Genomic DNA, 14,151 nt, shown 5'->3' on the forward strand with positions numbered 1-14,151 from the left:
TCTGTCGTTGACAAGACCCTACGACACGCGCGGTGCGGGCCCGGACCGTTTCACTGTCGGCGGACACGGATACCGTGGGGCGCATGCAGCCGCTCGCCCTCCCCGCGCCCTCTGCGATCGACCTCGTCGGCTCGGGGCACGCGGCGGTGTTCGGCGCACCGGGCAGCGGCAAGACGTCCCTCGCCGTCGAACTCGTCGCCGAGCAGGTCGCGGCCGGTGTCGATCCCTCGGAGGTCCTCGTGCTCGCGGCGACCCGGCGCACCGCGGCCACGCTGCGCGACGCGCTCGCCGTCCGGCTCGGGGTCCCCACCCGCGGGGCCCTCGCGCGGACGGCGAGCGCGCTCGCGTACGACCTCGTGCGGGCCCGCACCGGCCGGGGGGTGACCCTGCTCACGGGCGCCGAGCACGACCAGGTGATCGGCGAGCTCCTCGACGCGCAGGCGATCGACGGCGGCGGTCCGGAGTGGCCCGACGGGCTGGGCGACGAGGTCCGGGCGCTGCGCGGCTTCCGCTCCGAACTGCGCGACCTGCTGATGCGCGCGACCGAGCAGGGCCTCGACCCGACGGAGCTCGCGGGCCTGGGCGAACGGGCCCGACGCCCCGAGTGGTCGGCGGCGGCTCGATTCATGGCCGAGTACGCCGAGGTGAAGGAGCAGCTGCGCCCGACCCAGTTCGATTCGGCGGAGCTCGGGGCCTTCGCTGCCGCCGTCGTCCGGCGAAGCCTCGACGACCCGGCCGACGCCGCGGCGCTCGGCGACCTCGCCGCGCTCCGGCTGATCGTGGTCGACGACGCGCAGGAGGCGACCGAGGCCACGGCCGCGCTCCTGGCGGCCTTCGCGGCGCGCGGCGTGCGCATCGTGGCGATCGGCGACCCCGACGTGGCCAGCAACGGCTTCCGCGGCGGGCGCGCCGACCTGCTGGGGGCGCTCGGTCCCGTGCTCGGTGCCGAGGAGGTGCGCCGAGTGGTGCTGCCTGCGGTGCACCGCGGCCGGCCCGAGCACCGCGAACTCCTCGCCGGCGTGACCGCCCACATCGGCGCCGCACTGGGCGGCCGTCACCGGAGCGCGGAGCTCGTCGCCGCCGAGGCGGGCACCGACCCCGACCCGCTGGAGCCGATCGTCGGCGTCGCGGCGACGTCCGCCGCCGCCGAGGCCGCTCAGGTGGCGACCCTGCTGCGCGAGCGGCACCTGCTCGACGGCGTCCCGTGGTCCGCGATGGCGGTGGTGCTCCGATCGGGCGCCGAGCTCCCCGGCTTCGCGCGTGCGCTCGCGGCATCCGACGTGCCCGTGTCCGGCCGCCACGCGCGGTCCGCCCTCCGGGATGCGCCCGGAGCGGCCCCGCTCATCGACGCGGCGGCCTCCGTGCTCGGCATCGACGAGCCGACGCCGGAGTCCGCGACGGCGCTGCTCACGGGCCCGCTCGGCCGCCTCGACCGCGTCGGGCTGCGCCGGCTGCGGCTCGCTCTGCGGCATGAGGAGCTCGGCGGCGGCGGAACGCGCAGCGCCGACGAACTCCTCGTCGAGGCGCTCGGTGTTCCGGGCGGCTTCGCCACCGTCGACGCGCCGTCCGGGCGGCGCGCCGCGCGTCTGGCGCGCCTGCTGGACGCCGCGCGCCGGGCCGCGTCGCGCGGAGCGACCGTCGAGGAGCTGGTGTGGCTGCTCTGGCACGACAGCGGCCTCGAAGCCGAGTGGGCCGCGCAGGCCGCGGGCTCCGGCGTCCTCGCCGACGAGGCCGACCGCTCGATCGACGGCGTCGTCGCGCTCTTCGCGGCGGCGCGCCGCTTCGTCGAGCGCGAGCCCGGCGCGCCGGCGCGCCGCTTCGTCGACGAAGTCCGCCAGAACGTCCTCCCCGAGGATTCGCTCGCACCCGAGCGCGGCGACGACGCGGTCGTGCTGGCCACCCCTCCGGCGCTGATCGGCCGCGAGTTCGACGTCGTCGTGGTCGCCGGCCTGCAGGACGGCGTCTGGCCGAACCTCCGCCCGCGCGGCACGCTGCTCCACGCCGGCGCGCTCGGAGCCGCGGTCCTCGCCGCGCGCGCCGGAGCCCCGCTGCCGGAGCCCGATTCCGCGGCCGCGGTGCGACAGGCGGTCCGTGCCGACGAGCTGCGCCTGTTCGCGCTCGCCGTGTCGCGCGCCCGCCGCCAGGTCGTGCTCGCCTGCACCGCCAACGACGACGAGCAGCCGTCGGTGCTGATGGGATTCGCGCCCGAGCGCCGCGTGCCGAAGCGGCGACGACCGCTCCACCTGAGGGGCATGGTCGGCGCCCTGCGGCGCGACGCCGCCGCGGGCGATCGCGAGGCGGCCGCGGGTATCGCCCTCCTGGCCGAGCAGGGCGTGCCGGGGGCGCACCCCGACGACTGGTACGGGCTCGCCGCCCCGTCGACGCTCGCGCCGCTCGTCGACCTCGACGCCGACCCCGAGGCGCTCGTGCCGGTCTCGCCCTCGCAGATCGACCGCGTCGAGGAGTCGCCGCTCGGATGGTTCGTGGACCACGTCGCCGCTCCGCCGTCCGGCCTGGCCGCCTCGATCGGCACCATCGTGCACGCGGTGGTCGAAGAGGCGGCGGCCAGCGGCGACGTCGACGTCGAGACCCTCTGGGCCTCGGTCGAGCGACGCTGGCGCGACCTCCGCTTCGAAGCCGGCTGGGTGGCGGAGCGCGAACGTCGCGGCGCCCGGCGCATGACCGAGGGAGCGGCCGACTACCTCCGCAACGCCGACGACGACGGGGTGGTGGTGCTCGGCGCGGAGGGCCGGTTCACGCTCGTGAGCGGGCGCGTCCGCATCACCGGCACCATCGACCGGGTCGAAGCATCGCCCGACGGGACCACCGTGATCGTCGACCTCAAGACCGGTCGCACCCCGCCGACCGCGGCGAAGACCGCGGAGCATCCGCAGCTCGCGGCCTACCAGCTCGCCGCGCGCGCGGGGGCGCTGCCGAACGCCGGCCGGCTGGGCGGCGCGAAGCTGGTGTACGTCGCCCGCCCCGTCGGCGGCCGACTGTACACCGAGCGGGCGCAGCAGCCGTTCGACGACGACGCCGAGGCGGCATTCCGCGCGAGGCTCGACGAGGTGGCGGAGGTGATGTCCGGGGCGTCGTTCGAGTCGCCGCTGGAGTTCGCCCACGGGTCCCGGTTCGGCGACTGGCAGTACCGTGTGCACCTCGTCCCGGCGGTGTGCGCGTGAGCGCCGCTCGGCTCGGCGCCGACGAGATCGCGCTCCGACTGGGCCTGCACCAGCCGACCCCGGAGCAGCGGGCCGTCATCGAGGCGTCGCCGCGGGGCGGGAGCATCGTGGTCGCCGGCGCTGGGAGCGGCAAGACCGAGACGATGGCGAACCGGGTCGTCTGGCTGCTTGCGAACGGGTACGCCCAGGTGCCCGAGGTGCTCGGCCTGACCTTCACCCGGAAGGCGGCGGGCGAGCTGGCCGAACGGATCCGCGAGCGGATCGGCCAACTCGTCGACGAGGGGCTCGCCGACGTGCGCATCGATCCGCTCGAGTCGGCGGCGGTGGGCACCTACAACGCCTTCGCCGGGGCGATCTACCGCGAGCACGCGCTGCGCATCGGGCGGGAGCCCGACGCCGCGGTGCTCGGCGAGGCCGCGGCGTGGCAGCTCGCGCGCAGCATCGTCGCGGCATCCGCCGACCCGAGGCTCGTCGAGATCGACGCGTCGCTCGACCGCGTCACCGGCGCGGTCCTCTCGCTGAGCCGCGCGCTCGCCGAGAACGTGACCGACAGCCGCGACGTGCGCGCGTTCGTCCGCGACTTCCTCGCGATGTCCGACCTGCCGATCGAGGCGCCGCGCAAGCGCACGCCGTTCGAGAGCTTCACCTCGGCGCTCGGCGTGGTCGACGCGCTTCCCCCTCTGCTCGACCTCGCCGACGCCTACGCGGCGGCGAAGCGCGAGCGCGGGTACCTCGAGTTCTCCGACCAGGTCGCGCTCGCGCTCGAGATCTGCACCGCCCATCCCGAGGTGGCGATCGAGCACCGCGAGCGCCACGCCACGGTGCTGCTCGACGAGTACCAGGACACCAGCGTGGTGCAGACGCGCCTGCTCGCCACCCTGTTCCGCGACCATCCCGTGATGGCCGTCGGCGACCCCGACCAGTCGATCTACGGCTGGCGCGGTGCGAGCGCCGCGAACCTCGCCCGCTTCGCCGGGGACTTCGCGTCGGACGGCGAGGCCCGGGCCTACGACCTGTCGACCAGCTGGCGCAACCCGGTCGTCGTGCTCGACGCGGCGAACGCCCTGATCGCGCCGCTCGACGGCGGCATCGCGAAGGCGCCCCTCCGGCCGTCGCCCTTCGCGGGGCCGGGGCGACTCGACGTGTCGTGGTCCGAGACGATCGACGACGAGGCCGAGAACGTCGCGGAGTGGCTCGCGGAGCGCATGCGGCCGGGCGGCCGCACCGCCGCGCTGCTCTGCCGCACGTTCGCGCACGTCGACCTGTTCGCCGCCGCGCTCCGCGCGCGCGGCGTCCCGGTGCACGTGCTCGGCGTCGCCGGCCTGCTCGACCAGCCCGTGATCGCCGACCTCGTCTGCGCGCTGCGCGCCCTGCACGACCCCACCGCCGGATCGGAGCTCCTGCGGCTGCTCGGCGGCGCCCGGTGGCGGATCGGCACCGCCGACCTCGCCGCGCTCGGCGCCCTCGCGCGCTGGCTGGCCGATCGCGACCTCGCCACGCGCCGGCTGGCCGACGAGGTCCGCCGCGGCATCCGAGGCTCGATCGCGCCCGACGAGTCGCCCTCGCTCGTCGACGCCCTCGACTTCGTGCTCACGGCGCCCGACGATCACCGCGCGCTGGCGGCGATCTCCCCGGAGGGCCTCGCGCGGATGCGCCGCGCCGGGGCGCAACTGCAGTCGCTCCGGCGGCGCACGGGGCTGGGGCTCGTCGATTTCGCGACGCTCGTGCAGCAGGAGCTGCTGCTCGACGTCGAGGTCGCCGCGAACCCCGCCCAGCCGCTCGGCTCCGCGAGCCTCGAGGCGTTCGACGACCTGGTCTCCGGCTTCGTCGAGACCGCCGAGCACGCCACGCTCGGCGCCTTCCTCGGCTGGCTCACCGAGGCCGAGCAGCGCGACCGCCTGAGCCCGCGACAGGACGAACCGGAGCCCGGCGCCGTGCAGGTGCTGTCGATCCACGGCTCCAAGGGGCTCGAATGGGACGTCGTGGCGATCCCGCGCATGGTCGACGACGAGATCCCCTCCAAGCCGCGCAGCACCCGCGGATGGCTCGCCTTCGGCGCCCTGCCCGACGAGTTCCGGGGCGACCGCGACGAGATCCCGGAGCTCATGTGGCGCGGCGTGCAGAGCCAGGCCGAGTTCGACGAGGCCGTGCGGGCGTACGGCGCGGAGAACCGCGAGCGCCATGCCGACGAGGAGCGCCGCCTCGCCTACGTGGGCGTGACACGGGCCCGGTCCGAGCTCCTGCTCTCGGGCTCGTGGTGGGCCTCGCAGAAGGCGCCGCGGTCACCCAGCGTGTTCCTGCGCGAGCTGGTGCAGGTGGGCGTCGTCGAGCCCGCCGCCCTTCCCTCCGCTCCCGAGCACGACGAGAACCCCCGAACGGCCGGCGCCTCCACGGTGAGCTGGCCGCTCGATCCGCTCGGCGCCCGCCGGGCATCGGTCGAACGCGCTGCCGAACTGGTGCGCGAGGCCGCCGCCGCGCCGTCCGGAGCGGGCCTGAGCCCTCAGCTCGCCGACGAGCTCCGGATGCTGCTCGAGGAACGCCGTCGCCGGGCCGACCCGCGTCACGGCGCGGCGGTGCCGGTGCGCGTGCCCGCGTCGCGCTTCAAGGACTACGTGGACGACCCCGCCGCCGTCGCCGCCGAACTGGCCCGGCCGATGCCGCAGCGCCCGTACCGGGCCACCCGGATCGGCACGCTCTTCCACTCGTGGGTCGAGCAACGGGCGCTCGGCGAGGGCGACGGCTCCGTCGGCGCGGAGGCCGGCGACCTCGACGCGCTCGACTTCGACTTCGACCTCGACGCGTCCGAGGAGCTCGCCGATCCGACCGCCCCGCGACTCGCGGCGCTGCGAGCCACGTTCGCCGCATCGGAGTGGGGCGACCGTCGGCCCGAGGCCGTCGAACTCGAACTGCACCTCCCGCTCGACGGCCACGTGTTCGTGTGCAAGCTCGACGCGGTGTACGCGACCGAGCCGGGGTCGGAGGACGCCCGGCGCGGCATCCGCTACCAGGTCGTCGACTGGAAAACGGGCGCGGCACCGCGGGACGCACGCGAACTCGAACTGCGGCAGACCCAGCTCGCGCTGTACCGACTCGCGTACGCCCGCTGGTCCGGCATCCCGGTCGAGGAGATCGACGCGGTCTTCTACTACGTGGAGGACGACCTCGTGCTGCGCCCCGAGCGGCTCTACGACGAGGAGGCGTTGCGGCGCGCCTGGGCGTCGGTGTCGGCGTCGCGCGAGGCCGGACCGCTCCGCGCCGGCCCGTCGGTCGCGCTGCCGGAGGAGGTTCGGTCGGTCGTCGCGGAGGCCTGATCGCGCGAGGCCGGTCGCGCGCCGCCGGTCCCGCCCGACGCCGGTGCAGCGTCGCCCCAGTCGCTGAGGTCGAGCGGGATCGGCGCGGTCTCGTCGAGCGGCGGGCTTCCGTCCTCGTCGGTCGGAGCCTGCCGATCGGTGGCCACGTCGTCGGGGGCGTCGAAATGGCGTCGGAGCTCCTCGACGTCGAAGCTGTCGGTGAGCATGCTCGTCGCCGCGTCGCGCCGCACCGCATCGCGCGGGGTGGTCGCGAGGAGGCGTTCGACGTCGGTCACGGCCATCACCGGACCGGTGTCGGTCGTGAGCGGCTCCGAGGCGTGGTCGTGCACGCGCTCCACCAGCCCGTCGAGCAGGCCCACCGCGTCGTCGATCACCTCGTCGTCGTGCGTGTCGACGCCGTGCAGCAACCACCGCGCGAGCTCCAGCTCGCCGTACAGCAGCGCGCGGCGGGCGAGTTCGGCGTCGGCATCGCCGGCGCGGGCGGCGAGGTACGCGTCGAGGGTCTCCTCCGCGGCGTCCCCGGTGGCCGTCAGGATCCAGTGCAGGTCGCGAGCCGGATCGTCCTGCGCGAGCCCGGACCATCCGATCACCCCGGTGACCCGTTCCTCGTCGACGAGGAAGGAGTCGGCGGAGAGCTGGCCGTTGACCACGGTCGGGGCGAACCGCCACAGGGTGTCGTCGTCGGTCGCCTCCTCCCACCGTCGCACCAGCGCGGCGGGCAGGCGACCGGTGTCGGATGCGCGGTCGATGACCTCGACCGCGGCCTCGCGGGCCTGCTCCGCGGTGCGGCGGGGCAGCCCGGCCTCGCCGAGGAACGCGGCGGGGAGCGCGTGGATCGCGGCGATCGCGCGGCCCACCTCCGCAGCGAGCCCGGCGTGGGCGGTGAGCTCGTCGGCCGAGCGGGCGGCGCCGGGGATGAACTCGGTCACGATCGCCCGGGTCGGCCCGATCGGGGCCTGGCCGACGTACTCCGGCACGGCGAACGGCAGGCGCGAGCGGATGCCGGCCGAGAGCGCCCGCATGCCGACCAGGTCGGCGGACTGCTCGGCCTCGGCCGACTGCGACCGCGGCACGCGGATCAGCAGCCGCCGCCCGTCGGTCGCGAGCAGTTCGACGGCATCGAACGACCCCGACGCCCCGCGGGTGTGCGCGCGGGCCGCTCGCACGTCGAGTCCGGCCACCGCGGCCGTCGCCAACGCGGCTAGAGTGAGTGGGGGTCTGGCCATGGCATTCAGCCTAAGCAGGGTTCGCGCCTGCCCGGCGACCGCCACGCCTTCCCGACGACACCGGCCATGAGCGAGAGGTGGACCGTGCCCCAACCCGAGTCGCCCTCGCAGGGGGATGCGGCCGGCGGCGTCGCCCCGCCGCTCGCCCGCGAGCACCTCGACCGGGACGCCGAGCACCGCAACGATCCGGGCCGGCGCGCCGCGTTCGACGACGCCGCCGCCGCGCGGGTGATGGTCGTGCGCGACGACCGCGTGCTCATCGCGGCGGGCCGGGGTACGGCGCTCGAGCTGCGGCATCCGTCGACCCTGCCCGCGCCGTCGCTGCGCCTGTACCTCGGGCGCACGCTCGACGCGTCGACGGATGCCGAGGGGGAGGCCGTGCCGGCCGGGAGCCCGGTCGAGGCGTGGGTCCTCGCCGACGACGATGCCGTCGCGCTCGGCGGCGACGACCGGTGGCGCACGCTGCGGGCGGTGGCAACCGTCCTCGACGACCGCGACGCCGGACTCGCGATCGAGGCCGTCGCGCTCGCGAACTGGCATGCGACGCACGCGTTCTGCCCCGCCTGCGGCGGCGCGACCGAGGTCGTGAGCGCCGGCTGGGCGCGCCGCTGCCTCGTCGAGGACCGGATGCGCTTCCCGCGCACCGATCCGGCCGTGATCGTGATCGTCACCGACGACGCCGACCGCGTGCTGCTCGGCTCGAACGCGATGTGGGAGCAGGACCGCTTCTCGGTGCTCGCCGGGTTCGTGGAGCCGGGGGAGTCGCTCGAGGCGGCCGTGGTGCGCGAGATCGCCGAGGAGTCGGGCCTGGCCGTCGACCGGGTCGAGTACCTCGGCTCGCAGCCGTGGCCGTTCCCGGCGAGCCTGATGCTGGCGTTCCGCGCCCGGGTGGCGGACGGGGCGTCCGCCGCGCCCGTGCCCGACGGCGAGGAGATCGTCGAGTTGCGGTGGTTCGACCGGGCGGAGCTGCGTGCCGCGCTGGGACGCGTCGCCCTGCCCGGCGAGACGTCGATCGCGCGGTGGATGCTCGAGCGCTGGTACGGCGAACCGCTCGAATCGTCGCTGCCCTGGTCGACGTCGTGACCGGGGCCGACCCGCTCCTCGCCGCGCTCGACGACGAACAGCGCGTCGCCGCCGAGGCGCTCGTGGGACCGGTGTGCGTGCTCGCGGGCGCCGGCACCGGCAAGACCCGTGCGATCACGCACCGGATCGCGTACGGCGTGTCCTCGGGTGCCTACGACCCGGCCCGCGTGATGGCGCTCACCTTCACCAATCGCGCCGCGGCCGAGCTCCGCACGCGGCTGCGTGCGCTCGGGGCCGGCGGGGTTCCCGCGCGCACCTTCCACGCGGCGGCGCTCGCGCAGCTGAACCACTTCTGGCCGATCGTCGCCGGCGGCCCCGCGCCGCGGGTGCTCGAGTTCAAGGGCCGACTGCTCGGCCTCGCCGCCGAGCGATGCCGCCTGCGGGTCGACACGGCCACGCTGCGGGACGTCGCGGCCGAGATCGAGTGGCGGAAGGTGAGCGTCATCGGCATGGAGGAGTACCGGACCCGGCTCGCCGCGCGCGGCGCTCCCGGCGCGCTCGACGCCGACCAGTTCCTCGACCTCGTGGCGGCGTACGAGCAGTTGAAGGACGAGCGGCGCGCGATGGACTTCGAGGACGTGCTGCTCGCGACCGCGGGCATGATCGAGACGGAACCGGCCGTGGCCATGCAGGTCCGCGAGGGGTACCGGCACTTCGTGGTCGACGAGTACCAGGACGTGTCCCCGGCCCAGCAGCACCTGCTCGACCTGTGGCTCGGCGACCGCCGCGACGTGTGCGTCGTCGGCGACGCGAGCCAGACCATCTACTCGTTCGCGGGGGCCTCGGCCGAGTACCTGCTCGGCTTCGAACGGCGGTACCCGGATGCCACGGTCGTGCGCCTCGAGCGCAACTACCGCTCGACGCCCGAGATCGTCGAGGTCGCGAACCGCCTGGTGCGCGGCCGCCCGGGGGCGCTGCGCCTCGTCGCGGCCGCGCCCGATGCGGGGGACCCGGCGGTGGCGGCGACGGATGCTCCCGCCCCGGCGCCGTCGCGCGCGGTGGCGCACGGCGTGGCCCCGGAGGTCGTGGCGTACCCCGACGAGCTGGCCGAGGCGCGCGGCACGGCCACCCGGATCCGGGCGCGCATCGACGCGGGCGTCGCCCCGGAGCAGGTCGCGGTGCTGATGCGCGTCAACTCGCAGTCGGCGCTCATGGAGCAGGCGCTCGCCGAGGTCGGGGTGTCGACGAGGGTGCGGGGCGCGCAGCGCTTCTTCGACCAGCCCGAGGTCAAGCAGGCCGTGCATGCGATCCGGGCGCAGGCGCTGGCGGCGACCGGCGAGCCCTTGTTCAAGACGGTGAGCGACGTGCTCCGCTCGCTGGGCTGGTCGGTCGAGCCGCCCGACGGGCCGGGCGCGGTGCGCTCCCGCTGGGAATCCCTGAACGCACTCGCCCGCCTGGTGGACGACGTGCCGCCCGGCACGACCCTGCGGGCCTTCGCGGACGGTCTCTCGGCGCGTGCGGAGGCGCAGCACGAGCCGGCCATCGCCGCGGTGACCCTCGCGACGCTGCACTCCGCGAAGGGCCTCGAGTGGGACGAGGTGCACCTCGTCGGCCTCACCGAGGGCATGCTCCCGATCGCGTACGCGACCGGGCTCGAGGGGATCGACGAGGAGCGCCGCCTGCTCTACGTCGGGCTCACGCGGGCACGGCGTCGGCTGACGCTGAGCTGGGCCGCCCGGTCCGGCGGGCATCGAGGCGAGCGGGAGCCGTCGCGGTTCCTGCGGGAGCTCGACATCCGCACTCCGGATGCGGCGCGACCGGCTGCGCGAGTCGCGAGGTCCCCGGCGACGCGCCGCTGACGAGGACCGCCGACCCGTCGAGCTCGGTCGGGCGTCCGTGCACGAGGTCGTCGACGACGGATGCCGCGAGCGCGAGCGCCTCGTGCTCGACGCGGGGCGACGGCGGGGCCGGTGCGGCGACGGCCAGTTGCGCGGCGATCGCCGGCCACGCGGCATCCGCGTCGCGTCGCGCGAGGTGGACGCAGCGCAGGCACGCGCCCGAGCCGGGGCGCACGAGCGGGCCGACCTCGGCGCCGCGCTCGTCGAACACCACCGGGAGGTGGGGGACGTCGGCCGACAGCCAGGGCAGGTGGGCGGCCGGCGGCACCACCCGGGAGGCGAGGAGCACGACCCCGTCGACGGCGTCCGGGCGGGCGCTTCGGGCGTGCACCGCACGATGACCCAGGGCGTCGAGCAGGCCGGCGAGCGTGCCGGCCCGGCCGGGGTCGCCGTCGACGGCCACCACCGCGGCGCGCCGGTCGGAGGCGGGATCGGGCTCGGGCAGCAGCGCCCCGTCGAGTCGCTCCAGCAGTTCGGCGAGGTCGTCGTCGCCCCCGTCGAGCGCCCGCCCGATGACCGCGAGCGTCTCCCGGCTCGCCCCGGCGGCCAGCGCGCTCAGCATGCCGTTCTCGAAGGCCCCGGGGTCGGCCAGCACGGCCACCGCCCGCACGCCGCCGACCTGCAGTTCGGCGGGCGAGCGCCAGACGAGGGGGAGTGCGGGGTCCAGTCGCGGCGTCATGCGGGAAGCATGCCCGACCCGCGCACGGCGCACGGCCGGCCGTCCACAGGCGAGCCTGCGGCGGCGTCGGATGCCGCGGCGACGGTCAGTCGGCGGAGCGCCCTCCCGCGTCGGGCCCGGCGGAGTCGTCGGTGCCCGGATCGTCGTCGTCGGCGCCGGGTGCCGCGCCGGTCTCGCCGCGGAGCAGTGCCGCCAGCGCCTCGTCGAACTCCGCGTCGGCCTCGCCGGCCGCCTGGCCTCCGGCCGCGAGTCGCGCGGCGAGGGGGCCCGGGTCGTCGAGGTCGGCCGAGGTCGGCAGCAGGTCGGGGTGCGCCCACAGCGCGTCGCGCTTCGCGACGCCCACCGCGTCGCCGACGGCCCGCCACATCGCCGCGGCGTCGCGAAGGCGGCGGGGGCGCAGTTCCAGGCCGACGAGGGTCGCGAGTGCGGACTCGGCCGGCCCGCCGGTGGCGCGCCGCCGTCGGATGGTCTCGGCCACGGCGTCGGACTTCGGCAGCCGCGCCGTGGCATCCGCGGTGACGACGTCGACCCAGCCCTCGACGAGGGCGAGCATCGTCTCGAGCCGGTCGAGCGCCGCCTCCTGCTCGGCGCTCTTCGGCCGCAGCAGCGCGCCGTTGGCCACGGCGTCGCGCAGCTCGTCGGTGTTCGACGGGTCGAAGCCCTCCGCGAGCGATTCCAGGCGCTCGACGTCGACGTCGATGCCGCGCGCGAATGCCGTGATCGCCGTGATGAGGTGCAGGCGCAGCCATCGCGCGTGGCGGAAGAGCCGGGCGTGCGCGAGTTCGCGAACCGCGAGGTAGAGCTCGACCTGGTCGTCGGGGATGTCGAGGCCGGCACCGAACTCGGCGACGTTCTGCGGCAGCAGGGCGGCGCGGCCGTCGTCCAGCAGCGGGATGCCGACGTCGCCGCCCGAGACGACCTCGGTGGACAGCTGCCCGACGACCTGGCCGAGCTGCATGGCGAACATCGCCCCGCCGATGCCGCGCATCATGCGGCTCGCGCCCTGCACCATGGAGCGCATCTCCTCGGGCGCCTGCTCCGACATCACGCGCGTGAGCGAATCGGCGATGCTGAGCGCGACCGGCTCGGCCAGCTGCGACCAGATCGGCATGCTCGCCGCGGCCCATGCGCGGCGGGTGAGGAGCTCCGGCGCGGCCGGCAGCGCCGCCACGTCGACGACCTCGTCGAGCCAGAGCGCGGCGACCTGCGCCGCCCGGCCGAGGCGTTCGGCGTCGGCGGTCTCGACCTGGCGCTGGCCGTCGGACGCGCGCTGCTCGGCCTGCCGGAGGGCGAGCGACCAGTCGATGCCCTCGTCGTCGGATCGCTGCATCGCCTGCTGGAGCTGGCTGAAGATGGCGGCGAGGCTCGCCGGGTCGTTCGGCAGCCCTGCGGCATCGGCGAGCTTGGACGGGTCGATGCCACCGGATCCAGACAGCAGCTCGCGCAGCATGTCGCGGAACTCGTCCTCCGGGTTCCGGTCGGGCTGGTCGTCGCGTTCGGCCACCGGGGCCACCTCCCTCGCTCGGCCTTCCACGCTACAACCGCCCCTCGGCTTCCTTCCCGCGAATTGGCCTAGGCTTCCCTTCCGGGTGTCCGCCCATCGCGAACAGCGGCGACCGCGCCGCAGCGGGTCGGTCCTGCGGGCCCTGGGAAGGATGTCGGGGCATGGTGCTCTTCGGACCCGAGGCGGACGCCGAGCGGTCGCACGATCGCGACGCGTCCGGCGATTCGACGCGCCGGAGCCGCCGCGAGCGGATCGGCTGGGGTGCGATCGCCGTCGCCTCGGTCCTCGGGCTCGTGCTCGCCCTCGTGCCCTCGCCGTACGTGATCCAGCAGCCGGGTCCGGTCTTCGACACGCTCGGCACCGCCGAGGCCGACGGCGAGGAGATCCCGCTCATCTCGATCCCCGACGAGGAGACGTTCCCGACCGAGGGCTCGCTCGACCTGCTGACCTCCTCGGCCGTGGGCCGGCCCGGGCGGACCCCGGGCTGGCTCGACGTGGCGGCCGCCTGGTTCGACCCGCGCCGCGCGGTCGTCCCCGTCGAGGTGATCTTCCCGCCGCAGCTCAGCGAGGAGGACCGCGACGCCCGGAACGAGGCGCAGATGGTGGACTCGCAGCAGGACGCGATCGCGGCCGCGCTGATCGAGCTCGGCTACGAGTTCCCGCGCGAGGTCGTCGTCCAGGGCGTCGCGGAGGGGCTGCCGGCCGAGGGCGCGCTCGAGATCGGCGACGTCATCGTCGCCGTGGACGGCGCCGAGGTCCACTCGGTCGACGAGCTCCGCACCGCGCTCGCCGACCACGGCACGCAGACGCCCGCCGCCCTCGACGTCCTGCGCGACGACGAAGCCGTCCGGGTCGAGGTCACGCCGGTGGAGCGCGACGGGCAGGTGATCGTCGGCATCGGCGTCCGCATGCGCTACGAGTTCCCGATCGACGTCGAGATCCGGCTGGACGACGTCGGCGGCCCGAGCGCGGGGATGATGTTCGCGCTCGGCATCGTCGACAAGCTGACGCCGGGGGCGATGACCGGCGGCGAGATCGTGGCCGGCACCGGCACGATCGACTCCGACGGCGCCGTGGGGCCGATCGGCGCCATCCGCCAGAAGCTCTGGGGCGCGGTCGAGAACGACGCCGACTGGTTCCTCGCTCCGGAGTCCAACTGCGACGAGGTGGTCGGCAACATCCCCGACGGGCTCGAGGTGTTCGCCGTGGGCACCCTCGAGGACGCCCGGGAGATCGTCGAGGCGATCGGCGAGGGCGGCGACACGTCGTCGTTCGCGCGATGCGAGGCATCCGGCTGAACCGGTACCGGTTCGTTATCCGGGGGGCCT

Annotated in this window: 6 protein-coding genes and 1 pseudogene; 5 read left to right on the forward strand and 2 right to left on the reverse strand. The window is 75.6% G+C overall.

Features of this window, described 5'->3' with window-relative positions:
• The first annotated feature begins 83 nt into the window (after positions 1-83).
• On the forward strand, positions 84-3,182 hold the full coding sequence (locus ACUY4T_RS00490; RefSeq protein ID WP_446016940.1) for a PD-(D/E)XK nuclease family protein: 3,099 nt from the start codon (positions 84-86) through the stop codon (positions 3,180-3,182).
• Complete coding sequence (locus ACUY4T_RS00495; RefSeq protein ID WP_446016941.1) at positions 3,179-6,493, forward strand: ATP-dependent helicase; 3,315 nt, start codon at positions 3,179-3,181, stop codon at positions 6,491-6,493. The genes ACUY4T_RS00490 and ACUY4T_RS00495 overlap by 4 nt, the downstream gene beginning before the upstream one ends.
• A gap of 464 nt (positions 6,494-6,957) precedes the next feature.
• Here ACUY4T_RS00495 and ACUY4T_RS00500 read toward each other — a convergent pair.
• Positions 6,958-7,719, reverse strand: a pseudogene (locus ACUY4T_RS00500) (phosphotransferase); the annotation flags it as partial.
• Positions 7,720-7,803: 84 nt separating this feature from the next.
• On the opposite strand from ACUY4T_RS00500, the gene nudC reads away from it, so the two are divergent.
• Positions 7,804-8,802 (forward strand): NAD(+) diphosphatase, encoded by a 999-nt coding sequence (nudC, locus tag ACUY4T_RS00505; protein WP_446016942.1) that lies wholly within the window; start codon positions 7,804-7,806, stop codon positions 8,800-8,802.
• Entirely contained in the window at positions 8,799-10,601 is a 1,803-nt protein-coding gene (locus tag ACUY4T_RS00510) for an ATP-dependent helicase (RefSeq protein ID WP_446016943.1), read from the forward strand. The genes nudC and ACUY4T_RS00510 overlap by 4 nt, the downstream gene beginning before the upstream one ends.
• Positions 10,602-11,404: 803 nt before the next feature.
• On the opposite strand, the gene ACUY4T_RS00515 is transcribed toward ACUY4T_RS00510, so the two are convergent.
• Positions 11,405-12,769 carry a zinc-dependent metalloprotease gene (locus ACUY4T_RS00515; RefSeq protein WP_446017399.1) on the reverse strand — a complete coding sequence of 455 codons (1,365 nt, stop codon included), beginning with the start codon at positions 12,767-12,769 and terminating at the stop codon, positions 11,405-11,407.
• Positions 12,770-12,984: 215 nt separating this feature from the next.
• Between ACUY4T_RS00515 and ACUY4T_RS00520 the strand changes: the two genes are divergently transcribed.
• Positions 12,985-14,121: a YlbL family protein gene (locus ACUY4T_RS00520; protein WP_446016944.1), complete on the forward strand. Its 1,137-nt coding sequence runs from the start codon at positions 12,985-12,987 to the stop codon at positions 14,119-14,121.
• Positions 14,122-14,151: the final 30 nt, after the last annotated feature.

It is taken from the genome of Agromyces arachidis, assembly GCF_052805135.1.

Bases quoted from the DNA above. Each gene is read 5' to 3' on its own strand.
- ACUY4T_RS00515 (WP_446017399.1), bottom strand. From the start codon at position 12,769: ATGCTGCGCGAGCTGCTGTCTGGATCCGGTGGCATCGACCCGTCCAAG.
- ACUY4T_RS00520 (WP_446016944.1), top strand. From the start codon at position 12,985: ATGGTGCTCTTCGGACCCGAGGCGGACGCCGAGCGGTCGCACGATCGC.
- ACUY4T_RS00490 (WP_446016940.1), top strand. From the start codon at position 84: ATGCAGCCGCTCGCCCTCCCCGCGCCCTCTGCGATCGACCTCGTCGGC.